The sequence below is a fragment of the uncultured Azohydromonas sp. genome (assembly GCF_937926365.1).
In the GTDB taxonomy this organism is placed as follows: Bacteria; Pseudomonadota; Gammaproteobacteria; order Burkholderiales; family Burkholderiaceae_C; genus Azohydromonas.
This window is the reverse complement of record NZ_CALAOH010000201.1, coordinates 1-24635: the sequence shown is the minus strand read 5'-3', so window position 1 is coordinate 24635 and position 24635 is coordinate 1. Positions and strand designations below refer to the sequence as shown.

Here is a 24635-nt window from a genome sequence, read left to right as displayed (position 1 = left end):
GCCGACGGCGCCTCGGCTCCGGCGGCCGAGCGCGAGGCCGCCGCGCCGCGTCCCGCGCCGCGGGGCTTCTGGATCACGCTGGCCGTGGGCGCCGCCGCGCTGGCGCTGTACTACGCGCGGCTGAGCTTCGCGCGGCTGGAAATCTTCAAGATGCTGCTGGCCAGCTTCTTCCCGCTGCTGGTCCTGATCCTGGCGGTGCTGGGCTCCATCGTCTTCGGCCTGGCCACGCCCACCGAGGCGGCGGCGGTGGGGGCGCTGGGCGGCGCGCTGCTGGCGGCGGCCTACGGGCGGCTGAACCTGGAGGTGGTCAAGGAGTCGGTGTTCCTCACCGCCAAGACCAGCGCCATGGTGTGCTGGCTGTTCGTGGGCTCGGCCATCTTCTCCGCCGCCTTCGCGCTGCTGGGCGGGCAGGAACTGGTGGAGAACTGGGTGCTGGGCATGAACCTCAGCCGCACGGAGTTCCTGCTCCTGTCCCAGGTGATCATCTTCATCCTGGGCTGGCCGCTGGAGTGGACCGAGATCATCGTGATCTTCATGCCCATCTTCATCCCGCTGCTGGACAACTTCGGCGTCGATCCGCTGTTTTTCGGCCTGCTGGTGGCGCTGAACCTGCAGACCGCCTTCCTGAGCCCGCCGGTGGCGATGAGCGCCTTCTACCTCAAGGGCGTGGCGCCGCGGCACGTGACGCTCAACCAGATCTTTGCCGGGATGCTGCCCTTCATGGGCATCCAGATCGTGGCCATCGTGCTGCTGTACATCTTCCCGGCCATCGGCATGTGGCTGCCGCAGCAGCTCTACGGGCGCTGACGCGCGCCCGCGCCGCGGGGCGGCTTGCGCCGCCGCCCCGCGGCCCCATCTGAAGATTGGATGCCGTCGGGGCCTGGGCCATCGCGGTGAGCCGGGTGCCGAAGGCGCAAACATATGCGACCGACATATGTATGAAAACACAGTACTCTGAACCGGTCGTTCCCGTCCTCTTCACCGCTGCCATGAGCACCCTGGCTGAACCCTCCCGCGCAGTGGCCGAGCCCTGCCGGTCCGCTGCTGTCCCGTCCCACCTGTCGGCGTTCGAGGTGCGCTGCCTGCTCAAGCGCATCGCCGACCTGCGCGAGCAGGCGCAACTGGCGGTGCTGGGCGCCGACGCGGCGCGCGACGCCATGCCGGCTCGGGCGCTGGAAGGCATTTGCCAGGCGCTGCACCAGGCGGAGCGGCAGATCGCCCACGCGGAGGACCTGGCGGCGCGGCAGCTGGATTGAGCACTTATTCCAATTTCACGTTGATCGTGAAATGGCCCGTTCGCACTGACAAGCGGGAACTGGATTTAGCTTGCCACCCGCCTCAGCCGCCGCTCCACCGCCTCGAACACCCCCTGCACCGCCAGCGCCAGCAGTGCCGCGGGCACGGCGCCGGCCAGGGTCTGGGTGTGGTCGTTGAGGGCCAGGCCCGAGACGATGCGCTCGCCCAGGCCGCCCGCGCCCACGAAGGCCGCCACGGTGGCGGTGCCCACGTTGATCACCGCCGCCGTCTTGATGCCCGCCAGCATCACCGGCGCGGCCAGCGGCAGCTCCACCGCGCGCAGCACCTGCCCGCTGCGCAGGCCCAGCGCAGCGCCGGCCAGGCGCAGTCCCGGCGGCACCCCCGCCAGCCCGGCGTGCGTGTTGCGCACGATGGGCAGCAGCGCATAGACGAACAGCGCCAGCAGCGCCGGCACGAAGCCGATGCGCCCCACCAGCGCGATCAGGAAGGCCAGCAGCGCCAGCGAGGGCACCGTCTGCAGCACGCCCACCGCGCCCAGCAGCACGCCGGCCAGGCGCCGGAAGCGGTGCGCCAGCACCCCCAGCGGCACGCCCACGGCGACCGCCAGCGCCAGCGAGCCGAACACCATCGCCAGGTGCTGTGCCAGGAGCGGGCCCAGGTCCGGCGCCAGCAGCCGCTCCATGAAGCCCGGCGCCGTGCGCGTTGTGGCAGGCGCCGAGGCCGCGGCACCCGCGCCGCCGGCACGCCCGTCCAGGAACTCGCGCGCCACCTCGGCAAAGGGGCGGCCGTCCAGCTCGGCCCGGGCGTTCATCGCGATCATGGCCGCCTCGTCGATGCGCCCGGCCAGCGCCGCCCGCAGCGGGGCTTCGTCCAGCGTGGCGCGCATCAGCAGCACCGCGTCGTAGCGGGGGAAGAAATTGCGGTCGTCGTGCAGCACGCGCAGCCGCAGGCGGCCGATCTGCGCGTCGGTGGTGTAGACGTCGATGAGGTCCACCTGTCCCTGCGCCAGCGCCTGGTAGGCCAGGCCATGGTCCAGCCCGGCGCCGGGGTCGGCGTCGAGGCCGTAGGTGCGGCGCAGCCCAGGCCAGCCGTCGGCGCGCTGCAGGAACTCGTGCGACAAGCCGAAGCGCAGCGCGCGTTGCCGCTCGCCCGGCAGCCGTGCCAGGTCCGAAAGGGAAGTGACGCCCAGCCGCGCGGCCTCGTCCTCGCGCATCGCCAGCGCGTAGGTGTTGTTGAAGCCCAGCGGCACGGCCGCCTTGAGCCCGCGCGGCGCCAGCAGTGCGTTGAGCTGCTCCAGCGTGCGTGGCGCATCGGCCCCTTCGCGCCGCAGCAGCTCGCGCGCGATGGTGCCGGTGTACTCCGGGTACAGGTCGATGGCGCCGCTGCCGAGCGCCTGCTCCAGGATGCCCGTGTTGCCCAGCCCCTGCCGGTGCTGCGCCGCGATGCCGGCGCGCTGCAGGACCTGCGTGGCCAGCTCGCCCAGCAGGTAGCTCTCGGTGAAGCGCTTGGAGCCGACGACCACCGCAGCGGCGGGCGCCGCCGCGGCCGTACCGCTTGCCGTCGGGGCCGGCGCTGGCGCCAGCGTCCAGGCGCAGACGCAGCCCAGCACGAGGCCGGTCAGTGCCCGCCACAGCCAGGCGCCGGGCATCGCGGCCGGCGCCGGCCTCAGCTCGCGCCGGCGCTGCTGCCCTGGTTGAGCAGGTGCTGCTTCACGTCCTCGGCTCGGTTGCCGGCGGACTTCACCGCTTCTTCCAGTTGCGTGGCCGTGACACCGAAGTAATCGACCCAGCGGCGCATGGCCGCCTCGTCGTTCAGGTCGATGGTGTCTCCGGGCGGGTGGGGTTGGTTGTCGGTAGCCATGCCCGGGCGAGGCAAGCGCCATGCCGTGGTTCAGCGGGTGGGGGATGTTCAACCACAGCAGTGCGCCTACGCGGGGATGACGGCGTAAAGGAACGGCCCCCCTGCTTCAGCCAGTAAGCTGCTCCCTGCTCAATCCCACCTCCAAGTCCAAACCAGGTCCACCCCCGTCGTCTCCCCCGTCAGCAGCCGCAAGGTGAAACGCTCGGCGATCTTGTAGATCAGGTCGAAGCCGCCGCCGGTGGCGTCCAGGCTCTGGCGATAGCCGACGTAGAAGCGCTCCGAGAGCTGCTTGCCCACGCCCACCACCGCATCCGACAGGCCGCCCGAGGCGCCGCGCGAGAAGGACAGCGCATCCAGCCCCAGGCGCTGCGCCAGCCCCGGGCCGCTGCTGCCCTTGTTGCCCGCCAGCAGCGCCAGCGCCGCGCGCTGCATCAGCGCCGTCTGGTCGCCCGCCAGGTCCGTCGAGGCCTTGCCCAGCGTCAGCCAGGACAGCTTGTCGATGTCCGCCATCTCCGGCGTGGACACCAGCGCCACGCGCGGGTTCTGGGCCGATCCCGTGATGCCCACGCCCACCTTCACCGCCTCCAGGTCGGTGCGCAGCGCCTCGATGTCCAGCGTCGGGTTGGCCACCGGGCCGTTGAAGGTCACCAGCCCGCGCGTGATGTCGAGCTTGGCGCCGTAGGCATCGAACACCCCCTGCACCGTGCGCACCGTGCCCGTGACCGCGATCTGGTCGCGCGGCGCCGTCACGCGCAGCTCGCCCGCCAGCAGCGTGTTGATGCCCTTGCCGCGCACGCGCAGGTCGCTGCCCAGGTCCAGGCGCAGATCCAGGTCCATGCGCATGGGCGTCCGCGGCTGGCCGCCGCCCTGGGCCGTGGGCTGCAGCGTGGGGTCGTCCACCACCACCACGTCCTCCGAGAGCGCCGGCGCCGCGCTGCGGCCCAGGTCGATCAGGCCCTGGTCCACCTTGAAGCCGCCGCGCAGCGACAGCGCGCGCTCCTGCAGCCGTGCCTGCGCCCGGCCGCTGACCTCGATGCGCCGGTCCACCCGGCCCAGCGCCTGGAAGCGGTCGGCCACCAGCGCCACGTCCACGGCCGGCTCCGCACCCAGCCGCGCGCCGCCTTCCAGCCGCACCGTGCCGTCGCCGGCATGGGCCATGAAACGCTCGATGCGCAGCTGCTCGCCCTGCAGCGCCACACGCAGCTCGCCGTCGCGCACGCGCACGCCTTCGACGAAGTTGCTCACCGCCAGCCGGTTGCCGTCCAGCCGCCCGGCCAGTTCCGGCGCGCCCACCCGGCCCGTGACCCGGCCGTGCGCTTCCAGCGCGCCGCCCAGGCGCCAGCCCACGGGCAGCCAGGGATCCCACACGCCCAGGTCCGCCACGCGCAGCTCCAGGTTGCCCTGCAGCGGCGTGTCGGCGCCGGGCCAGGTTTGTCCCGGCGCGGTCTGGGCGCTGGCACCGGCCGAGAGCACGCCGATCTGCTGGCCCGCCACGCCAGCGGCGGCGTTCCAGGTATTGCCCTGGGCCCGCACCGACAGGCTCAGCGCGCTCAGGCCCATGGGCCGCCGGCTGCCGCCGGCCGCCAGGCTCAGGTCGCCGCGGCGGCGCTGCACCAGCACGTCCACCTGCAGCACGGGCGCGGAGCGCAGCACCGCGCGCCCCTCGATCTCCAGGTCGCCCTGCCAGCCCTGCTGCGGCTGCAGCCGCGCCAGGAGGGGCGCCACGGTCAGCGGCTCCAGCGACACGGCGGCGTCGATCAACGCCGGCGCGCCGGCCGCGCCCGCCTGCCAGCGCACTGCGCTCCACTGCACGCCCGCGCCCAGCACCTGGGCCCGGCCCGGCTGCATGGCGAAGCGCGCGGGCTGGCTGCCGTCGGCGAGGCGGAATTCCAGCCCCACGTCCGAGGCTTCCAGCAGCGCGTCCGATGCGCCGGCGCGGCGTGCGTCCAGCCGCAGCAGCCGGCCCTGCCAGCCGCGCAGCGTCGCGGGCAGCGTGCCGCTGCCCGACTGCAGCAGGCCGCCCTGCGCCTCCAGCACGAAGCGGGTGCGGGCCCCGGCCGCGCCGGGCGGCGGGGGCTGCAGCACGTCGGTCCACTCCGGCGGCTGCGCGGCCACCTCGCCCGACAGTGAGGCCCGGTGCGCACGGGTGCTGCCGTCCACGCGCAGGTTCAAGGCGGGCACGCGCTGCCACTGCTCGGCGCCGGCCAGCGCCAGGTCGGCGAGTTGCACATCCACGTCCAGCGGTGCGTCGCCCGAGGTCGCCACGCGCCAGCGCGCCTGGGCGCTGCGCAGGCGCAGGGTCGGCAGAGACAAACCCTCGGCGCTGGCCTCGCCCTGGCTGCGCAGCGCCGGCCAGCGGCCGTCCACGCGCAGCTCGGCGCGCAGGGCGCCGCCCACGCTGAGCGGACGCGCCGGTGGGCTGCCGGCCGTGGCGGTGGTGCCGCCCCCCGGCGTGGCGTTCCTCGGCGCCTGGCCCTTGCCGGCCGCCTTGGCCGGTGCGGGCGCCGGCAGGAATTCGGCCAGCGGTGAGAGCCGCTGCAGCGCCGGGGCGTTCAGCGTGGCCTGCCAGCGGTCGGCGGCCGGGTTGCGTGCAACGAGGCCTTCAGCGCGCGCGGCGTTGCCCGCGACATCGGCGTTCAGCGCCACCTGCAGCCCCGATCCAGTGCCGCGCAGCGTGGTTTCCATTTGCAGCGGCAGCTCGGCCAGTTGGCTGGGCGGCACGCTCACTTTCGCCTGGCCCTGCAGCGTGGACAGCCACGCCAGCAGGTCCCCGGCGGGGCCCGCGCCGGGCAGTGTCAGCGCCGCCTCGATGCGCGCCGCGAGCCGGCTGGGGCGGCGGCGCAGCGGGCTGTCCATGCTGGCCGGCAGCCAGGGGCGCAGGTCCAGGTCGTCCACCGTGGCGCGGCTGTCCAGCTGCCAGGGCGCGCCGGTGCCCGGCTGGCGCATCCGGCCCTGGGCCGACAGCCGCGCCGCGCCCGCGCCGGCGTCCAGGCGCCGCAGCTCCACCAGCGTCGTGGCGGCCTGGGACTGCCAGCCGGCATCGAGCTGGAGCTTCAAGGGCTGCGTCCCGCCCGGTGCGATCAGGGCGCCGGCAAGGCCGCCGCGCAGGTCGATGGCGCGCGTGGCGCCGGCGCCTGCCGCCGGGGCACTGGCCGACGAGGCTGGTGCCGATGCGGCGGCCGGCGCCGCTCCCAGGTTGAAACCCCGACCGGTGGCTTCCAGCTGTCCGCCCAGCATGAGCGCCGGCGCGCGCGTGTCCAGGCGCGCCGGGCGCACGTCCTCCAGCGTGGCCTGCAGCGTCCAGCCGTCGCCCTCCGTGCGGCCCTGGCCCAGCAGGCGCCCGGCCGGGGCATCGGCGCTGCCCAGCAGGGCTTGCAGATCGTTGAGCTGCAGGCGGCCCAGGTCGTTGGGGTTCACCAGGGCGGCCAGCCGCAGCTCGCGCAGCGGCACGCGGCCGGTGTCCCAGGGGCCGGGCAGGGCGTTGTCCAGGTCCAGGCGGGCCTGGAGCTGGTTCTGTGGGCTGGGCTGGATGAGGGCCTGGCCGTTGAGCGCAGTGCGCGGCGCCCCAGGCGCCAGCAGCGACAGGTCCAGCGCTTGCACCCGGGCCTGCAACCGCGTCAGCGGAAAGGCCGCGAAGGGTGCCAGCGTCGCGGCGCCCAGCAGCGTCTGCGCCGGCCGGGTGCGCACCTGCAAGGCCGCGTCCGCCGAGAGCTGTGCCAGCGGCCCGCGCAACTGCAGCGCCGCGCCCCAGGGCGGCAAGCCGCCGGTGGCGGGCTGTGCCAGCGTCAGGTCGGCCTGCAGCGGCATGGGGGCATCGGCGCCGAGCTGCAGGCGCCCCTTGGCCTGCAGCGGGCCGCGCGAGAGCGAGAGGCCGTCGATGCGGTGCTGGCGCCCGCCCGATTCGCCCACGTGCAGCGCGGCCCGCAGCTCGCGCAGCGGCTCGCCGGCCAGCGCCGCGGCATGGAATTCGCCGATGCGCAGCGTCCCGACCTCCAGCGCCACCGGCAGCCGCATGTGCTGCGGCGGGGGCGACTTGGGCGGTGGCGGCTCCTCGGAGGCGGGCAGCGTGAGGAAGGCCTGGCGGGCGGAGAGCGTGTCGAAGGCGACCTGCGCGTACTGGCCGCCCAGGCGGAAGCGGCCCACGCGCAGGTTGGTCCAGCCCACGTCCACCAGCCGGATCTCGCCGCCGCGCCCCCAGCGTGCCGTGACGCCCTCGGCGCCGAAGTCGCCCAGCAGCGAGCCGCGCGGATTCGTCACCGTGACCCCCGGCAGCTGCGCCAGCGCCCAGGCCGTGCCGCGCTCGGTGCGCAGGCTCCACCACAGCACCGAGACCACGGCCAGGATCAGCACGAGCAGCAGGACGGCGACGGCCAGCAGTGCGCGGCGCAGGCGGCGCGGGCGCCGGGGCGGCGGGGGAGGCGGCGCGGCGTCGGGCGCGGAAGAGGGATGGAGAGCGGCCATGGGTCAGGAGTCGGAAAAGGAGGGGCGGGCGAGGTGATGCGGCGCTGGGGCTTCGAGCCGCAAGGCCACCACCATTGCTGGAGCCTTCGCGGTCTTCAGAAAGTTACTCCCGCCGTCACGTGCAGCCTGAAACGCGCGTCGTCCACGCCGTAGGCCAGGTCCACCCGCAGCGGCCCGACCGGGCTGCGGTAGTGCAGGCCCACGCCCACGCCCACGGCCGGGTCCAGCTCGGAGAAACGATCCGCGGCGTTGCCGGCGTCGATGAAGGCCGCGCCCCACAGCGCGGGCATCCGGCGCGAGATCGGGTGCGCCACCTCGGCGCTGGCCGTGAACAGCGAGCGTCCGCTGGTGACCACGCCGTTGACCACCGGGCCCAGGCCGCGGTAGGCGTAGCCGCGCACCGACTCCTCGCCGCCGGCACGGAACAGCAGCGGGTCCGGCACGCCGACGCCGGTGCGCGCGAACACCTGCCCCAGGTCCACCCGCAGCCGCGCGTTCCAGCCGTCGCCGAAGGGGCGGAAGGCCAGCAGCCGCGTGTACACGCGGCCGAAGGGGCCGCTGTCGGCCTGGTTGGCGCGCGCGTAGCCCAGGGCGGTCTGCAGGATCACGGCCTGGCCGCGCGTGGGCAGCAGCCGGCTGTCCACGTTGCGCCAGGCCCAGTCGGCGTTGCCGGTGAGCGCCTGCGCCTCGCTGCGGCCCAGCGGCGAGTCCACGCGCGCGTGCTGCGCTTCCACGTAGTAGGTGCGCTCCAGCCGGTTGCGGTCCTGCGTGCGGCCCGCGCGCAGCCGCGCGGAGAAACGGTCCTCGTCGGCGCTCTTGAGCGTTTCCACGTTGCCCGCCACCAGGTTGTGCCAGAGCCGGGGCTGGGCGTAGGAGCGCAGGTCGAACTCCCAGAGCTTGCGCTGGCTGCCCACGGCGAAGTTGTTGCGCGCGGTCCAGTCCTGGCCGAAGGGGCGGCGGTGCACGTGCTCCAGCGAGAAGCGCGGGCCGGTGTCGCTGCTGTAGCCCACGCCCAGCGTGGCGTTCTGCAGCCGCTGCTCGCGCACGCGCACCGTCACGGGCGTGGCCGCGGCCAGCGCCGGGTCGGTGTCGATGCTGACGGCCGCGCCGTCGTACAGCCCGCTCAGGCGCAGCCGGTCCTGGTACTCCATCAGCCTCTGCTCGCTGTAGGGCTCGCCCGGCGCGAAGTCCGCCAGGTTGCGCACGGCCGTCTCGCCGTAGCGCTGCACGCCCTCGATGCGCAGCCCGCCCAGGTGGAACAGCGGCCCGCTGTCGGCCTGCGCCGTGAGCGAGGCGCGCTGCTCGGCGCTGACCACGCGGGCCTGCGTGTCGGTCCAGGTGGCGGCCGGGTAGCCGTTGGCCTGCAGCTGGACCAGCGCGGCGTTCTTGGCGCCGCTCCAGTCGTCCTGCCGGAAGGGCTCGCCGGGCGGCAGCGCCCAGTCCTTGCGCACGCGCTCGTGCAGCTTCGCGGCGGCGGGCTCGCCGGCCTCGGCGCGGCGGCGCAGCTCGCCGTCCACCTCCACGCTCACGGCGTCGATGTGCGTGCGCGGCCCGGGTTCGATGCGCACCACCACGCGCGGCAGCTTTCCCTCGGCGGGCGCGGGCTCCAGGGCGGCCTGCACCTGCGCGTTGAAATAGCCCTCGGTGCGCAGCAGCGCGCGCGCCTGCTGCGGCGCCTGGTCCACCAGCCGCGCCAGCTCCTCGTCGGTGAGGCCCTGCTCGGCCGGTACGGTGCGAAAGCGGGCGAGGTCGAGGTTCTCGGCCACCAGGTCGCGCAGCGCGCGTGGCGCCTCGACCACGATCTCGTAGCGCGGCGGCCCCTCGGCCGGCGGCTCGCCCCGGGCGGCCGCGGCCTCCTGGTCCCCCTTCGGCTTGAGCACGGAACAGGCGCCCAGCAGCAGGGGCAAGGCCAGGGCGAAGGCGAGTGCGAAGGGACGTAGGACGGGCATCAGGCACATGGGAAGAGAGCCGGTCGGGACAGAAGGCAATCACCATACCGGCACCGGGGATGGGGGCCCAAAAGGCGGGTGTGCGGGGCTTGGTGCTGGCGTCACCCCGCCTCTCCAGGCCGCGCGCTTGCTCGCCCCCGCAAGCCGGCCGCCCTCGCGGCCGGGTATCCAGCCGTACCCGCCATGAACTCCACCACCCTCACTCCCGCGCGCCCCGCGAACCGGCTCGCGCGCGAGACCAGTCCCTACCTGCTGCAGCACGCGCACAACCCGGTGGACTGGTATCCCTGGGGCCCGGAGGCGCTGGAGCGGGCCCGGGCGCTGGACCGGCCGATCCTGCTGTCGGTGGGCTACGCCACCTGCCACTGGTGCCACGTGATGGAACGCGAGAGCTTCGAGGACGAGGCCATCGCGCGCCAGCTGGCCGAGGACTTCGTCGCCATCAAGGTGGACCGCGAGGAACTGCCCGATGTGGACCACGTCTACATGCGCGCGCTGCAGGCGCTCACCGGGCGCGGCGGCTGGCCGATGAACATGTTCCTCACGCCGGCGCTGAAACCCTTCTTTGGCGGCACCTACTTCCCGCCCAGGCCGCGGCCGGGCGCGTCAAGCTTCTCCGAGGTGCTCACCGCCGTGCGCCAGGCCTGGCACCACGAGCGCGCGGAAGTCGAGGCGCAGGCCGAGACGCTGTACGAGCTGCTGGAGCAAGGCGTGGCGGCGGTTTCGGCGCGCCCCCAGCCGCCACACGCGCGGGTGCATTCGATGGCGCTGGAAGCGCTCGAAGCGCGCTTCGACGCCACCCACGGCGGTTTCGGCACCGCGCCGAAGTTCCCCCAGGGCCCGCTGCTGCAGTACCTGCTGGCGCTGGCGGCCTCGGGCCAGGAGCGCGCGCGCGAGATGCTGCTGCCCACGCTGCGGCGCATGGCCGAGGGCGGCGTCTACGACCACCTGGGCGGCGGCTTCGCGCGCTACTCCACCGATGCGCGCTGGCAGGTGCCGCACTTCGAGAAGATGCTCTACGACAACGCGCAGCTGGCGCGGGTGTACGCCGGCGCCTGGCGGCTCAGCGGCGAGCCGCGGCTGCGCTTCGTGGCCGAGGACACGTTGGCGTACCTGCTGCGCGAGATGCACCCGGCCGCCGCACCGGACGCCTTCGCCTCGGCGCAGGACGCGGACGCCGAGGGCGAGGAGGGTCGATTCCACGTCTGGACCCTGGAGCAGCTGCAGGCGCCGCTGGGCGAGGACGCGGCCGCCGCCGCCACGCTGTACGGCGTCACCGTCCAGGGCAACTGGGAGCACGGCCGCAACGTGCTGGAGCGGCGCGACCCGGCGCGCGCGCGCGAGGCGTTGGGGCTGGACGAGCCCGCCTTCGCCGACTGGGAGCGCTCGGTGCGCGAGCGCCTCTACGCCGCGCGTGCGCGGCGCGTGTGGCCGCTGACCGACGACAAGGTGCTGGCCGACTGGAACGGTTTGACCCTGCGCGCCCTGGCCGAGGCCGGGCGGCTGCTGGAGCGGCGGGATTTCATCGACGCGGCGGTGCGGCTCGCGCGCTTCGCGCTGCGGACGCTGGTGGCCGACGACCGCGTGCACCACGCCTGGCGCGAGGGCGTGCGGAGGCCGCAGAGCTACCTGTCCGACCAGGCCCAGCTCGGCCTGGGCCTGCTGGAGCTGCACGCCGCCACCGGCGACGCCGAGTGGCTGCGCCACGCACAGCGCCTGGCCGAGGGCGTGATGCGGCGCCATCACGACGCGGTCGAAGGCTTCTTCGACAGCGAGCCCGCGCCCACGCTGCCGCTGCGCGCGCGCGACCTGCAGGACGGCGCCGTCCCCTCCGGCACGGCCGCGGCCTGCGAGCTGCTGCTGCGCCTGTCCGGCCCTTGCGGCCGGGCCGAGTGGCGCGACGCCGCCGTCGCGGCGCTGCAGCGCCTGGGCGAACTGATGGAGCGTGCCCCGCTGGGCGTGCCGGCCCTGCTGCACGCGCAACTGCTGGCCGAGCTGGGCGCGGACTTGGCGGTGCCCGCCCCGGGCGGCGAAGCGCTGTGGGCCTTGGCACGCCGCGGCCTCGCGCCGCTGGCGACGCTGCTGCGGGACGAGCCCGGGGCCTGGCCGCTGCTCGAAGGCCGCCGCGCCGGCGAGGCCTACCTGTGCCGCCAGGGCGCTTGCGAGCTGCCCGCGCGCGACGAAGGGACGCTGCAGGCGCAGTTGCAGGAGTTGCATCCGGGTGTGCCGGCCGGGCCGGGCTGAGCTCCGGCGCTGCCGCAAAAAAGAGGGCGGGGTCCCGCAACCCCGCCCAAGCACCGGCACGCAAGGGCCCAGCGTGAGCTGCCACCGGAAGCCGGCGAGCCCGAACCCGACCCGGAGCCCGTCGAACCGGAAGAACTGGCGCCCGAAGCTGCGCGCGTGATGCCGATGGAGCCACCGCTGCCCAGAGAGCCGCTGGCCGATGAGCGCGACAGCAGCAAGCCCAGACCCCATCGGCGTCCTGGCCGGGCCGGGAAGAGCGCGCAAGGGCCAAGGCGATGTCCGGGGGAGGGCACTCAGCTGGGCCGCCTCCGCATGGGAGCGCTCCCAGCGCGGGCCGTCCCCAGCGCGGGCCTCCACCGACTTGGCGGCACCCGGCGCGGCGCCGAGCATGGCGCCGATCCAGTTCTCCCCTTCATTGCAATCACCGCCGCCGGGTGCCGGCGAGAAAGGCCCAGACGTGATCCAGCTGAACACCCACATCGCCACGCTGCCCGGCTTCGAACCGGAGGCCGCGGCCGACCTGGAGGGCGCCGACACCGCTGCGCCGGGCAGCCTGCCGCCCGGCGAGGACGGGGCGCCGTCATTCGCGCCCTGGGGCGATCCGGCGGCCCGGCTTGGTTCGCTGCCCCTGGGCTTGCCGGCTTTCGCCTACGCCGCGCCTGGAGGCGGTGGTGGCGGCGGGGGGGCCGCGCTGCCCTCGCCGGTCACGAGGAGCGACCTGCTCAAGGAGATGAAGGGTGGCTTCATCGACGTCAACAACCTGAGCGCGCCGCTGCAGCAGGCCCTGGCCGATGCCGGCAGCAGCCCGGCGGCGCTGGCCAAGCTGGCCGACAAGCACGGCTTCGTGGCGCCCGAAAAGCTCTTCGCCTTCATCGACGGTTTCGATCGCAACGGCAAGGGCTCGTCCTTCGACGTGGCGACGCCGGACGCGGCCGGGTCGCCGATGCCGACCACGGCCGGCAAGCTCTACGAGGCGCTGAAGCAGGAGGTCGCCGCCAACCGCGAGGTGGCGCGCGGGGGCCTGGATGCGAAGGCCTTCACGGCGCTCGCGGACAAGCATGGCGTGCTGGATCTGAACCACCTCGGCGCCAACGTCACCAAGGCGCTGGGCGGCGCGGTGAGCCGCGCCGACCTGGAGGCGATCGCGGGTGCGGACGGCCAGATCAAGGGCCGCAGGGAATTCGGCCAACTGCACGCGCTGCTCGACCGGGCCGACGGCAGCGCGGACGGCATCGCCAGCGCCCGGCACAAGGGCGCCGATGGCCGGGTGGGCGACAGCGCCGGCGCCGGTGCGCTGCGCGCGATCCGGGACGACATCACCGCCAACTTCGCGCTGGCGCAGTACGCGGCACCCGGGAAGGCCGCGGCGCTGCAGGCACCGCTCACGGTGGCCGCGGATGCGATGAAGGTCGATCCGAAGGACCAGAAGCCGGTGGACCTGAAGATGAAGGGCGTGGACCAGTTCTCGCTCTACCCCGGCGACGCGGAGAAGGGCGGCAAGGCCTGCTTCGAGGCCGCGGTCAAGGCCTGCACGGATCACAACCGCAAGCAGCATGGCGACGTCGCGCCCAAGCTCGACGGGCCGGACCAGGCCATCCAGATCGCCTACGCGGAGGACGCCGAGGGCCGCGTGGCCATCGACCCGACGCAGGCGCGGCTGGGCCGCGAGTACATCGACAAGGTGCTGGACGCCGGCTACCCGGCCGTCATCGGCGTGTCGTATGCCGACGAGTCCTACAACGCCGACCGCATGACGGACCACTTCGTCACGATCGACAAGCGCGGCTACGACGACCAGAACCGCCTGTACTACGAGTTCAAGGACCCCGGCGCCGGCGGACGCGTGGGACGCCTGTACGTGGACGAGGACACCGGCAAGCTCTTCAAGGAAGGCGACCACAAGGGCCACTACGTGCAGAACGCCGACTACGAGGTGACACAGGTGCGGACGTACCAGGGGGTGTGAGGCGCCGCGCCGGCCTGGCGGTCGAAGGCTTGATCCGGCCGGCGCGCTTCTTCAGCTCAACGCGGCGGCGTCGCGGGCGACCCGACCGTGCCGCCGGGCACGGTGCCGCCGGGGATCGTGCCGCCCGGGTTGGTGGTGCTGGGTACCGTGGCGCCCGGGACGGGCGTGCTGGTGCCGGGAACGGCGGCCGGGCTCGGGATGGTGGTGCCGGGCAGCGTGGCACCCGGGACGGCCGGACGTGGCAGCGCCGGGCTGGGGATGGTCGTGCCCGGCAGCGTGGTGCTGGGAATCGTCGGGCTGGGGGCGGGCGTGGTGGTGCCGGGCACGGCGCCGATGGCACCGGGAACCGTGGGGGCGGGCGCGGGGATGCCGGTGCCCGTGGTGCTGCCCACGCTGCCCGGGACCGTACCGGTCGTGGTGCCCACGCCGCCCGGCGTGGTGGCCGGGACCCCGGTGCCCGTGACCGTCCCGGCGCCTGTACCCGTCGTGCCCACGCTGCCTGGCGTGGTGCCCGGGGCGCCTATGGGGGCGCCGGTGCTGCCCGGCACGGCACCGGTGGTCGAGCCCACGCCGCTGGCGCTGCCGGCCGGGCTGCCCGCCGCCGTGCCGGTGCCCACACCCCCGCCGACGCCGCCCGGGGTCTGCGCCTGGGCGAGCGCCGCAACGCCGGCCACAACGGTGGTGAGGGTCCAGCGGAGGAGTAGAGGGGATGTCATGGTCAATCTCCTGGAAACGATGCGCGCCGACGGCAGCGGGGTATGCACGTGAAGCAGCAAGCTCAAGGCCCGGGGAATCTGGGCTGTGTCATGGCGATTTGAACGGGATGCCGGAAATATATTTATTTCATTCCGTCGAGATCTATTTCGAAACTCTATCCCTGAGAAATTTCAAAGGTGTCTTGCACCGCCGTGGCCCCGTTGATTAACCTTCGTGATGCCGGTGCGGGCTAATTGTTGGCTTGTGATGCAATCCGGGTTATCCCCCTGATGCGCTGCACCAATGCAAATGGCCGGGCATTTCCCCGGGTCCGTTCCCGGGGCTGCAGGGTCGCCATTGCTTTTTAAATGGCCGATGCTGATCAGCATCAAGGACCGCGAGCCTGGGCTGCCGGCATCCTGTTTCATGCGATCGGGGTCCGCGGCTGCAAACCGTGCCGCGCGCCCATGCCGGAAACCCTGCCTCACGGAAACGCCGCATGAACCACATCGCCTTTTCTTCCTTGAACCGCGCCGAGCTGCGCCGCCGTTTGAACGAGCTGCACGCGAAGCAACCACCGGCGGACCCTTCCACGCCCGCCATGCGCATCGGCATCGAGGAGGAGGGCGAGCTGGTGCAGGTGGTGGAGGTGGCCCGCCTCACCGAGGCCGTGAAGGTGTTCGAGGTGCTGGGCGACTTCGGGCTGGAGCCGCGCCAGGGCCGCCACCGCAGCAGTGACGGCAGGCGGCTGACACGGCTTTACGCGCCCGCCCGCTGAGCGTCCGGGTGCCGCGTCCGGACCAGGCGCGGAAAAGACGCGATGGATTCGATCGGCACGGGCTGAGCCGGGGCCGGCTCAGTTTCCATGCCGCGCCCGAATCCGCGGCGTGCGGTATTCCCGGCCGATCACCGTGCGGGCATACAGGTACTCGCGGAGCCTGTGTTGCTCCAGGCTGTCCATGTCCACGTGGCCGCCGGCATCGCAGGGAAAGGATTGATTGCGGCGCGGATCCACCAGCGATTCAAAGCAAAGCTCGAACGCGACCCGCTGCGACTCCGTACCTGCCATGACGGTACTTCCATTCACGCATGCCGATGCCCGCACCGGCATGGGAAAAAAGGTGTGATGGTCTGCCGCCGTATTCAGGAAATTTCCCGAATACGTTGAAAACATGGTAGGGACGCCCGTCATTTGGACACCAGATACAAAGATCCCGCCACGGCAGGAGCTTTGTCCTGCCGTGATTGAAGGGTTGAAATCGCACGGCTTTTACATCGCCGCGTAATTCGGCCCGCCGCCGCCTTCGGGCGTGACCCAGGTGATGTTCTGCGTCGGGTCCTTGATGTCGCAGGTCTTGCAGTGCAGGCAGTTCTGGGCGTTGATCTGCAGCCGCTGGCCGCCACCGGCCTCGGCGGGGACGAACTCGTACACCCCGGCGGGGCAGTAGCGCGCCTCGGGTCCGGCGTACCGGGTGAGGTTCAGCGTCAGCGGCGCATCCGCGTCCTTGAGCCGCAGGTGCGGCGGCTGGTCCTCACCGTGGTTGGTGTTGCTGATGAACACGCTGGAGAGGCGGTCGAAGGTCAGCTTGCCGTCGGGCTTCGGGTAGGCGATGGGCGTGTGCTCGGTCGCAGGGCGCAGCGCGAGGTGGTCGGGCTGGTTGCGGCGCAGCGTCCACGGCGGCGTCTTCACGCCCAGCCGGGGCAGCAGCCAGTGCTCGATGCCCGTCATCAGCGCGCCCACGCGCATGCCCTTCTTGAACCAGGCCTTGAAGTTGCGCGCGGCATGCAGTTCCTCGTGCAGCCAGCTGCGCTCGAAAGCCGCGGGGTAGGCGGCCAGCTCGTCATGGCTGCGGCCGGCCTGCAGTGCCTCGAAGGCGGCCTCGGCCGCGAGCATGCCGGTCTTGATCGCGGCATGGCTGCCCTTGATGCGCGCGGCGTTGAGCGTGCCGGCGTCGCAGCCCACCAGCGCGCCGCCCGGGAAGGCCAGCTTGGGCAGGCTCATCAGCCCGCCCGCAGCGATGGCGCGCGCGCCGTAGCCGATGCGCCGCCCGCCTTCGAGGTGGGCGCGGATGGCCGGGTGCGTCTTCCAGCGCTGCATCTCCTCGAAGGGGCTCAGCCACGGATTGGCGTAGTCCAGCCCGGTCACGAAGCCCAGCGTCACGCGGTTGCCGTCGAGGTGGTAGAGGAAGCCGCCGCCGTAGGTGTCGGCATTCATCGGCCAGCCGGCGGTGTGCACCACGCGGCCGGGCTGGGCCTTCTCCGGCGGGATCTCCCACAGCTCCTTGATGCCCAGGGCCCAGCTCTGCGGGTCGCGGCCCGCGTCGAGCTCGAAGCGCTCGATGAGCTGCTTGCCCAGGTGCCCGCGCGCGCCCTCGGCGAAGATGGTGTAGCGGGCATTGAGCTCCATGCCGAGCTGGAACTCGGCCGTGGGCTCGCCGTCCTTGCCTAAACCCATGTGGCCGGTGGCCACGCCGCGCACGGCGCCGCCGTCGCCGTACAGCACCTCGGCGGCGGCGAAGCCGGGGAAGACCTCCACGCCCAGCGCCTCGGCCTGCTCCGCCAGCCATTTCACGACCGCGCCCAGCGCCACGACGTAGCAGCCATGGTTGTGGAAGTTGCGCGGGATCAGCCAGTCGGGCGTGCGGTGCGCGGCGTCGGGGGTGAGGAAGAGCACGTCGTCGCCCGTGACGGGCTGGTTCAGCGGCGCGCCCCGCTGCTGCCAGTCGGGCAGCAGCTCGGTGAGGGCGCGCGGGTCCATCACGGCGCCCGAGAGGATGTGCGCGCCGGCCTCGGAGCCTTTTTCCAGCACCGCGACCGAGACCTCGGTGCCAGCGGCCTGTGCAAGCTGCTTGAGCCGGATCGCCGTGGCCAGCCCGGCCGGGCCGGCGCCGACCACGACCACGTCGTAGTCCATGGCCTCGCGCGGGCCGTATTGGTCGATGAGGTGTGAAGGGGTCATGGTGTGCTTTGGGTCTACAAGTCAACGAAATCGCGGCACCAGCTCCGTTCGTCCCGAGGTATCGAAGGATGAACGGCCGGCGTACGAGCCTACGGACTCGCCCTTCGATATTCGATACCTCAGGGCGAACGGCTCAAGGTTCCGGCGGCTCCATGTGCGCCATGGCAGCCTGACGGATTCGTCCTTCGATACCTCAGGACGAACGGGTTACTGATTCACCACGAGCCTCGCCAATGCCGTGTCAGCGGGGCCCTGCAAGCGTTTTCTTAAGACCACTCCACCGTCGCTACCAGCATGTACCCCGCGCCGTACACGGTCTTGATGATCTTGGGGTTCTGCGGGTCGGCTTCGAACTTGCGGCGCAGCCGCGAGATGCGTACGTCGATGCTGCGGTCCAGTGGCGAGAGGTCGCGTGCGCCCATGAGCTGCTCGCGCGTGAGGATCTGGTGCGGCCGCTCCAGCAGGGTGCGCAGCACCTGCGCCTCGGCCGTGCCCAGCAGCGTCTCCGTGCCGTCGGGCGCGCGCAGCAGGTTGGCGGCGCAGTCCAGGCTCCAGCCCGCGAAGCGCGCGTGGCGGCGCTGCAGCGACGCCGTGCCGGGCACGCTCGCCCCGCGCCGGCGCAGGATGCTGCGCACGCGCGCGATCAGCTCGCGCGGCTCGAAGGGCTTCACGACGTAGTCGTCGCCGCCGCCTTCCAGCGCCATGACGCGGTCCACCGTGTGGCCGCGCCCGGTGAGCACCAGCATGCCGCAGTTGTGGCGCCGGGCGATCTCGCGCACGAGCTCGATGCCGTCCATGTCGGGCAGGCCCAGATCCACGATGCACAGGTCCGGCACTTCGCCCTGCAGCCGGCGCAGCACCGCCGCGGCGTTGCCGAAGTTCTCGCACGCGAAGCCGAAATCGCGCAGCGACATCTCCACCAGGCGCGCCACTTCCGCATCGTCCTCGACGATGTAGATCAACGCCGATGCGTTCTCAACCATGGGCCGGCCCCGCCACGCGCGCCTGCACCTGGCGCTGCAGGAAGTCCGCCAGCTGCCGCTTGGTGAAGGGTTTGCCCAGCATCGGCACCTCGCCGGCGTCGCGCTGATCGCCGGGCACGTAGCCGCTCATCAGCGCCACGCGCGGCACGCCGCGCGCCAGCGCCTGGCGCGCCACCTCGCGCCCGTCCACCGCGCCGGGCATCACCACGTCCGACAGCACCAGCTGGATGCGCGGCGTGTACTCCAGCATCTGCAGCGCCTCCGTGCCGTTCTCGGCCTCCAGCACCGCGAAGCCCAGGTCCACCAGTGCGCGGCGCACCACCTTGCGCACCTGGGTGTCGTCCTCCACCAGCAGTGCCAGCTCCAGCGCCGGCTCGGGGCGGTGCCCGCTCTCGCCGCCGGCCTCGGCCAGCAGGTGCGCCGCCGCGCCGCGCGCCACCGGCAGCCACAGCGTGACGGTGGTGCCCGCGCCGGGCGCGCTGTCGATGGCCACCGCGCCGTCGGACTGGCGCACGAAGCCGTACACCATCGACATGCCCAGCCCCGTGCCGGTGCCCGGGCGCTTGGTGGTGAAGAAGGGTTCGAACACGCGCGAGCGCGTGGCGGCGTCCATGCCATGGCCGTCGTCACGCACGTCGATGCGGATGTAACTGCCCGGCTTCGCCTGCAGCTCGAAGGCGCGCTGCGGTGACAGGGTGTCGGCGCCGACCTTCACCACCACCGAAGAGGCCTGCGCGTCGCGCGAGTTCAGCACCAGGTTGACCAGCGCGTCCTGCAGGTGGCTGGCGTCCACCCAGGCCCACAGCGGCAGCTCGCCGGCGTCCAGCCCCACTTCCAGCCCCTCGGGCAGCGAGCGGCGCAGCAGGTTCACCACCGTGGCCACCAGCGGGCCCACCTCGGCCGCCTGCGACTCCAGCGGCTGGCGCCGGGCAAAGCCCAGCAGCGCGCGGATGAGCTCCGCGCCGCGCCGCGCCGCGGCCAGCGCGGGGTCGATGAACTCCGTGACGGCCTCGTCGCTGCGCAGCTCGCGCAGCGCCCCGAGGTTGCCGATGATCACCGTGAGCATGTTGTTGAAGTCGTGCGCCAGCCCGCCGGTGAGCTGGCCCAGCGCCTCCATCTTCTGCGCCTGCGACAGCAGCTCCTGCGCGCGGCGCAGCTCGGAGACGTCGAAGGTCAGCTCGAAGCAGCCGATCACGGTGCCGTCGGCCGACTTCTCGGGAATGAGCGTGGTGCGCGCCATGCGCACGCGCCCGTCCACGCAGCGCGCCTCGTACTCGTAGCTCACGGGCTCGCCGGCAAAGGCGCGCGCCACGTTGGGCCGGATGCTGGCGTAGGTCTCGTGGCCCAGGTACTCGCGCGCGCTGACCTGGTCCAGCCGCGCCGGGTCCAGCCCGAACCACTCCTGGTAGCCGCGGTTGATGTAGCGGTAGGCCTTCTTGTGGTCGAAGTAGGCGATGAGCGCGGGCAGCGAGTCCGTGATCAGCCGCATCTGCGCCTCGCTCAGCCGCAGCTCGCTGGTGCGCTCGGCCACGCGCCGCTCCAGCTCGGCCACCTGCTCCGCCAGCTGGGCCTCGGCACGCCGCTGCGCCGTGACGTCGGTGTAGACCGTGATGAAGCCCCAGCCCGGCACCGGCGTGCCGCGCACGTGCAGCACACGCCCGTCGGGCCGGGTGCGCTCGATCTCGTGCGGCTCGAAGCGCCGCGCCAGCGCCACGCGCTCGGCCACCTGCGCCTCCGCGTCGCCGGGACCGTAGTCGCCGCGCAGCGCGTTGAAGCGGACGAGGCTCTCGAAGGTCGCGCCCTCGTAGACCATCTCGGCCGGGAAGTCCAGGAGCTGGATGAAGCTCGCGTTCCATGCCACCAGGCGCAGCTCGGTGTCGATGAGGCTGAAACCCTGGTCGATGTGGTTCAGCGCCGCCTCCAGCACGGCGAGCCGGTTCGGCGGCTGCGCCTGGCCGGCTGACGGATTCGCAACCATGGGGACCTTGCGAGCTGCTTGCATGCGCAAATTCTAGGAGCGCCGCTCCCCTGCCGAAGGGGATGCAAACATTCGTCATATTTGCTTGGCAAGCCTGAAAAACTCCTCCGCCATCCTTCGGTCCGTGACGCAGCCACCACCACCACAGGCAGCGCTGGAGGAACAAGATGACACGGATCAATCCCTATTCGTTGGGCCTGGACAGGAATGAAGCCAACTTCGTGGCCTTGTCGCCGCTGAGCTTCATCGAGCGTGCGGCGCAGGTGTACCCGCAGCGCACGGCCATCATCTATGGCGCGCTGCGCCAGGATTGGAAGAGCACCTATGAGCGCTGCCGCCGCCTGGCCAGCGCGCTGGTCAAGCATGGCGTCGGCACCGGCGACACCGTGGCGGCGATGCTGCCCAACGTGCCGGCCATGTTCGAGGCGCATTTCGGCGTTCCCATGACCGGCGCCGTGCTCAACACGCTCAACACCCGGCTCGACGCCGAGGCCATCGCCTTCATGCTGCAGCACGGCGAGGCCAAGGTGCTGCTCACCGACCGCGAGTTCGCGCCCGTGGTGGCGCGCGCGCTGGAACAGCTGGGCGGCAAGCGCCCGCTGGTGATCGAGGTCGAGGACGAGACCGCCCCCGCCGGCGCGCGCCTGGGCCAGATCAGCTACGAGCAGCTGCTGGCCTCGGGCGACCCGGACTTCGCCTGGCGGCTGCCGGCCGACGAGTGGGACGCCATCGCGCTGAACTACACCTCCGGCACCACCGGCAACCCCAAGGGCGTGGTCACGCACCACCGCGGCGCCTACCTCAATGCCGCCAACAACGTCGTCGCCTGGAGCCTGCCGCACCACCCGGTGTACCTGTGGACGCTGCCGATGTTCCACTGCAACGGCTGGTGCTTCCCCTGGACCATGGCGCTCGTCGCCGGCACCAGCGTGTGCCTGCGCAAGGTCGATCCGCTGCTGATCTGGCCGCTGATGCGCGAGCACGGCGTCACGCACCTGTGCGGCGCGCCCATCGTCTACAGCATGCTCATCAACGCCCCGGCCGAACTGCGCCAGGGCTTGAATCGCGTGGTGCGCGGGCTCATCGCGGGGGCGCCGCCGCCGGCCGTCGTCATCGAGGGCTGCGAGGCCGCGGGCATCGAGATCACGCACGTGTACGGCCTCACCGAGGTCTACGGCCCCGCGGCCGTGTGCGCGAAGCAGGAGCACTGGGCGGCCCTGCCGGCACAGGAGCGCGCGCAACTCAACGGCCGCCAGGGTGTGGCCTACCCGCTGCAGCAGGCCGTGGCGGTGCTCGATTCCGAGACGCTGCAGCCCGTGCCCGCCGACGGCGAGACCATGGGCGAGATCTGCTTCCGCGGCAACGTGGTGATGAAGGGCTATCTCAAGAACCCCGGTGCCACCGAGGAAGCCTTTGCCGGCGGCTGGTTCCACACCGGCGACCTGGCCGTGGTGCACCCCGACGGCTACATCAAGATCAAGGACCGCAGCAAGGACGTCATCATCTCGGGCGGCGAGAACATCAGCTCCATCGAGGTCGAGGACGTGCTGCACCGGCATCCCGACGTGCTGGTGGCCTCGGTGGTGGCGCTGCCCGACCCGAAGTGGGGCGAGGTGCCCTGCGCCTTCGTCGAGCTCAAGCCCGGCGCGCCCACCATCACCGAGCAGGAGCTCATCGACTTCTGCCGCTCGCAGCTCGCGCGCTTCAAGGTGCCCAAGCGCATCGTGTTCGCCGAGGTGCCCAAGACCTCTACCGGAAAGATCCAGAAGTTCCTGTTGCGCGAACGCGCCAAGTCGGCCAGCGCCATCGAGTAAGGCCCGGGCAAGTTGCCTCGGCCCGTCGAGCCGAATACCTCAAGAAGTGACTCATAAGGAGATGACGATGTCCACCTACAGCGCCCCCCTGCGCGACATGCTGTTCACGATGAAGGTCGTGGGCGATCTGGACGCGGTCTGTGCCCAGCCCGGCTTCGAGGACTGCTCGGCCGACCTGGTCGAGTCCATCCTCGAAGAAGCCGGCAAGTTCGCCGCCGGCGTGCTCGACCCGATCAACCGCATCGGCGACGTGCAGGGCGCGCGCTGGAAGGACGGCGTCGTCAACGCCGCCGACGGCTTCAAGGAGGCCTACGCGAGCTTCTGCGAAACCGGCTGGAACGGCATGCCCGCGGCCACCGAGTACGGCGGCCAGGGCCTGCCCACGCTCGTGTCCACGGCGGTGCTGGAGATGTGGAAGTCCACCAACCACGCGTTCAGCCTGTGCCAGATGCTCACGCTGGGCGCCGTCGAGGCGATCTCGCACCACGGCAGCGAAGCGCTCAAGCAGCGCTTCCTGCCCAACATGGTCGCCGGCCGCTGGACCGGCACCATGAACATCACCGAGCCGCAGGCCGGCTCGGACCTCTCCGTCATCCGCTCCCGTGCGGTGCCGGAAGGGGACCACTACCGCGTCAGCGGCAACAAGATCTTCATCACCTGGGGCGAGCACGACCTGGCCGAGAACATCATCCACCTGGTGCTGGCGCGACTGCCGGACGCGCCGGCCGGGGTGAAGGGCCTGTCGCTGTTCCTGTGCCCCAAGTTCCTCGTCAACGAGGACGGCTCGCTGGGCGAGCGCAACGACCTGCTGTGCACGTCGCTGGAGCACAAGCTGGGCATCCACGGCAGCCCCACGGCGTCCATGAGCTTCGGCGAGAAGGGCGGCGCCATCGGCTACCTGGTGGGCGAGCCGGGCGCCGGCCTGGCCTGCATGTTCACGATGATGAACCATGCACGGCTCAACGTCGGCCTGGAAGGGCTGGGCGTGTCCGAGCGCGCCTACCAGCATGCCCGCGCCTATGCGCTGGAGCGCGTGCAGGGCCGCACCGCCACGGGCAGCAAGACCATCATCGGCCACCCCGACGTGCGCCGCATGCTGATGGACAGCAAGGCCAAGGTCGAGGCCATGCGCGCCCTGGCCTATTTCGCCGCCAGCCAGATGGACCGCGCCCACGGCCACCCCGAAGCCGAAGAGCGCGCGCGGGCCCAGGCGCTGGTGGACCTGCTCACGCCGGTGGTCAAGGGCTGGTGCACCGACAACGCGCTGGGCATCGCCTCGGACGGCGTGCAGGTCCACGGCGGCATGGGCTTCGTCGAGGAGACGGGCGCGGCGCAGTACCTGCGCGACGCGCGCATCACGACGATCTACGAGGGCACCACGGCGATCCAGGCCAACGACCTGATCGGCCGCAAGATCGCCCGCGAGGGTGGCAAGACCATGGGCGTGCTGCTGCAGCGCATGGACGCGGACGCGCGCCGGCTGCTCGACAGCCAGGACGCGGCGGTGGCCCGCATCGGCCAGTCGCTGCACGGCGCCCTCGGCGCGCTGGAGAGCGCGGTGCAATGGCTGCTGGCCCACAGCGCCGAGGCGCCCGCGAAGTGCGCCGCGGGCTCGGTGCCCTTCCTGCGCCTGTCGGGCACGGTGATCGGCGGCTGGCTCAGCGCGCTGCTGGCCGACGCGGCCGTGAAGCAGCTCGCCGCCGGCGAGGGCGACGCCTCGTACCTGCGCGCCAAGGTCGCCACGGCGGCGCACTTCGCCGCGCACGTCCTGGTGCAGGCCGGCGCGCTGCGCGACACCGTGGTCCATGGCAGCGACACCACGCTGTGCCTGGCCGACGACCAGTTCTGAACCGGACCGTTGCGAAATGAACGACCTCAACGGCTACGACATCGAGGACCTGCGCCCCGGCATGCAGGCCACCTATTCCAAGACCATCACCGAGGCGGACATCGTGCTGTTCGCCGCCGTCTCGGGCGACAGCAATGCGGTGCACACCAACGAGGAGTTCGCTGCGACCACGCGCTTCGGCGGGCGCATCGCGCACGGCTTTCTCACGGCCAGCGTGATCTCGGCCGCGGTGGCGAACCGGCTGCCGGGACCCGGCGCGGTGTACCTGGGACAGCAGATGCGCTTTCGCGCGCCGGTGCGCCCGGGCGACACGGTGCACGCTACTGTCACCGTGCTGTCCGTGGACACGGCCAAGGCGCGCGCGGTGCTGTCCACCGAGTGCCGCGTCAAGGGCGTGGTCGTCATCGATGGCGAGGCGACGGTGATGACCACCTCGTCGGCGGCGCGCCAGGCGGCCCAGGCTGCGCAGGCACAGACCCAGCCCGGCGTGGCCCTGGCTGCTTGAAGGAAGGAAGTGCAATGAAAGTTCTGGTGAGCGTGAAGCGCGTCGTGGACTACAACGTCAAGGTGCGCGTGAAAAGCGACGGCTCGGGCATGGACCTCGCCGGCGTGAAGATGA

General features: G+C 72.2%; 17 protein-coding genes and 1 pseudogene. 9 read left to right on the top strand and 9 right to left on the bottom strand.

From position 1 onward, the window contains the following. Both Q0741_RS21360 and Q0741_RS21355 read left to right on the top strand, forming a co-directional pair. The coding region (locus tag Q0741_RS21360) for a TRAP transporter large permease subunit (RefSeq protein WP_298235207.1) at positions 1-807 on the top strand (807 nt) is incomplete at its 5' end. A 182-nt stretch (positions 808-989) separates the two neighbouring features. Beyond that, on the top strand, positions 990-1256 hold the full coding sequence (locus tag Q0741_RS21355; RefSeq protein ID WP_298235206.1) for a hypothetical protein: 267 nt from the start codon (positions 990-992) through the stop codon (positions 1254-1256). A gap of 65 nt (positions 1257-1321) precedes the next feature. On the opposite strand, the gene Q0741_RS21350 is transcribed toward Q0741_RS21355, so the two are convergent. The 4 genes from Q0741_RS21350 to Q0741_RS21335 form a co-directional block, all read right to left on the bottom strand. Further along, complete coding sequence (locus Q0741_RS21350) at positions 1322-2905, bottom strand: glycine betaine ABC transporter substrate-binding protein (RefSeq protein ID WP_298235205.1); 1584 nt, start codon at positions 2903-2905, stop codon at positions 1322-1324. A gap of 17 nt (positions 2906-2922) precedes the next feature. Continuing rightward, a complete protein-coding gene (locus tag Q0741_RS21345; RefSeq protein ID WP_298235204.1) occupies positions 2923-3117 on the bottom strand; it encodes a DUF3606 domain-containing protein in 195 nt (64 codons plus the stop codon). A gap of 129 nt (positions 3118-3246) precedes the next feature. Then, positions 3247-7578 (bottom strand): translocation/assembly module TamB domain-containing protein, encoded by a 4332-nt coding sequence (locus Q0741_RS21340; protein ID WP_298235203.1) that lies wholly within the window; start codon positions 7576-7578, stop codon positions 3247-3249. Positions 7579-7673: 95 nt separating this feature from the next. Beyond that, positions 7674-9527 (bottom strand): autotransporter assembly complex family protein, encoded by a 1854-nt coding sequence (locus tag Q0741_RS21335; protein WP_298235202.1) that lies wholly within the window; start codon positions 9525-9527, stop codon positions 7674-7676. 183 nt (positions 9528-9710) lie between these two features. Between Q0741_RS21335 and Q0741_RS21330 the strand changes: the two genes are divergently transcribed. Further along, complete coding sequence (locus Q0741_RS21330) at positions 9711-11771, top strand: thioredoxin domain-containing protein (RefSeq protein ID WP_298235201.1); 2061 nt, start codon at positions 9711-9713, stop codon at positions 11769-11771. Between the two features lie 457 nt (positions 11772-12228). Then, a complete protein-coding gene (locus Q0741_RS21325) occupies positions 12229-13737 on the top strand; it encodes a hypothetical protein (protein WP_298235200.1) in 1509 nt (502 codons plus the stop codon). A 56-nt stretch (positions 13738-13793) separates the two neighbouring features. Here the strand turns inward: Q0741_RS21325 and Q0741_RS21320 are convergent, their stop codons facing one another. Continuing rightward, positions 13794-14453, bottom strand: a complete 660-nt coding sequence (locus Q0741_RS21320) for a hypothetical protein (RefSeq protein WP_298235199.1) — start codon at positions 14451-14453, stop codon at positions 13794-13796. Between the two features lie 479 nt (positions 14454-14932). On the opposite strand from Q0741_RS21320, the gene Q0741_RS21315 reads away from it, so the two are divergent. Beyond that, the gene (locus Q0741_RS21315; protein ID WP_298235198.1) at positions 14933-15211 is read left to right on the top strand and encodes a hypothetical protein; all 279 of its coding nucleotides are present in this window, start codon (positions 14933-14935) and stop codon (positions 15209-15211) included. Positions 15212-15289: 78 nt separating this feature from the next. Here the strand turns inward: Q0741_RS21315 and Q0741_RS21310 are convergent, their stop codons facing one another. From Q0741_RS21310 to Q0741_RS21295, 4 genes are all read right to left on the bottom strand, one after another. Beyond that, the gene (locus Q0741_RS21310) at positions 15290-15607 is read right to left on the bottom strand and encodes a hypothetical protein (RefSeq protein ID WP_298235197.1); all 318 of its coding nucleotides are present in this window, start codon (positions 15605-15607) and stop codon (positions 15290-15292) included. Between the two features lie 96 nt (positions 15608-15703). Beyond that, positions 15704-17392: an electron transfer flavoprotein-ubiquinone oxidoreductase gene (locus Q0741_RS21305; protein WP_298235196.1), complete on the bottom strand. Its 1689-nt coding sequence runs from the start codon at positions 17390-17392 to the stop codon at positions 15704-15706. A 266-nt stretch (positions 17393-17658) separates the two neighbouring features. After that, a complete protein-coding gene (locus Q0741_RS21300) occupies positions 17659-18375 on the bottom strand; it encodes a response regulator transcription factor (RefSeq protein WP_298235195.1) in 717 nt (238 codons plus the stop codon). Further along, positions 18368-20377: a PAS-domain containing protein gene (locus tag Q0741_RS21295; RefSeq protein ID WP_298235194.1), complete on the bottom strand. Its 2010-nt coding sequence runs from the start codon at positions 20375-20377 to the stop codon at positions 18368-18370. Before Q0741_RS21295 ends, Q0741_RS21300 begins: the two co-directional genes overlap by 8 nt. Before the next feature lie 143 nt (positions 20378-20520). Between Q0741_RS21295 and Q0741_RS21290 the strand changes: the two genes are divergently transcribed. The 4 genes and pseudogenes from Q0741_RS21290 to Q0741_RS21275 all read left to right on the top strand — a co-directional run. Beyond that, entirely contained in the window at positions 20521-22167 is a 1647-nt protein-coding gene (locus Q0741_RS21290) for an acyl-CoA synthetase (RefSeq protein ID WP_298235193.1), read from the top strand. Between the two features lie 67 nt (positions 22168-22234). Further along, complete coding sequence (locus Q0741_RS21285) at positions 22235-24016, top strand: acyl-CoA dehydrogenase (RefSeq protein WP_298235192.1); 1782 nt, start codon at positions 22235-22237, stop codon at positions 24014-24016. Positions 24017-24032: 16 nt separating this feature from the next. Further along, a complete protein-coding gene (locus Q0741_RS21280) occupies positions 24033-24521 on the top strand; it encodes a MaoC family dehydratase (protein ID WP_298235191.1) in 489 nt (162 codons plus the stop codon). Positions 24522-24535: 14 nt separating this feature from the next. Further along, positions 24536-24635 (top strand): annotated as a pseudogene (locus tag Q0741_RS21275) (electron transfer flavoprotein subunit beta/FixA family protein); the annotation flags it as partial.

Coding starts and splice junctions, on each gene's coding strand:
- Q0741_RS21355 (WP_298235206.1), top strand. CDS start 990: ATGAGCACCCTGGCTGAACCCTCCCGCGCAGTGGCCGAGCCCTGCCGG.
- Q0741_RS21350 (WP_298235205.1), bottom strand. CDS start 2,905: ATGCCCGGCGCCTGGCTGTGGCGGGCACTGACCGGCCTCGTGCTGGGC.
- Q0741_RS21345 (WP_298235204.1), bottom strand. CDS start 3,117: ATGGCTACCGACAACCAACCCCACCCGCCCGGAGACACCATCGACCTG.
- Q0741_RS21340 (WP_298235203.1), bottom strand. CDS start 7,578: ATGGCCGCTCTCCATCCCTCTTCCGCGCCCGACGCCGCGCCGCCTCCC.
- Q0741_RS21335 (WP_298235202.1), bottom strand. CDS start 9,527: ATGCCCGTCCTACGTCCCTTCGCACTCGCCTTCGCCCTGGCCTTGCCC.
- Q0741_RS21330 (WP_298235201.1), top strand. CDS start 9,711: ATGAACTCCACCACCCTCACTCCCGCGCGCCCCGCGAACCGGCTCGCG.
- Q0741_RS21320 (WP_298235199.1), bottom strand. CDS start 14,453: ATGACATCCCCTCTACTCCTCCGCTGGACCCTCACCACCGTTGTGGCC.
- Q0741_RS21315 (WP_298235198.1), top strand. CDS start 14,933: ATGAACCACATCGCCTTTTCTTCCTTGAACCGCGCCGAGCTGCGCCGC.
- Q0741_RS21310 (WP_298235197.1), bottom strand. CDS start 15,607: ATGTTTTCAACGTATTCGGGAAATTTCCTGAATACGGCGGCAGACCAT.
- Q0741_RS21305 (WP_298235196.1), bottom strand. CDS start 17,392: ATGACCCCTTCACACCTCATCGACCAATACGGCCCGCGCGAGGCCATG.
- Q0741_RS21300 (WP_298235195.1), bottom strand. CDS start 18,375: ATGGTTGAGAACGCATCGGCGTTGATCTACATCGTCGAGGACGATGCG.
- Q0741_RS21295 (WP_298235194.1), bottom strand. CDS start 20,377: ATGCAAGCAGCTCGCAAGGTCCCCATGGTTGCGAATCCGTCAGCCGGC.
- Q0741_RS21290 (WP_298235193.1), top strand. CDS start 20,521: ATGACACGGATCAATCCCTATTCGTTGGGCCTGGACAGGAATGAAGCC.
- Q0741_RS21285 (WP_298235192.1), top strand. CDS start 22,235: ATGTCCACCTACAGCGCCCCCCTGCGCGACATGCTGTTCACGATGAAG.
- Q0741_RS21280 (WP_298235191.1), top strand. CDS start 24,033: ATGAACGACCTCAACGGCTACGACATCGAGGACCTGCGCCCCGGCATG.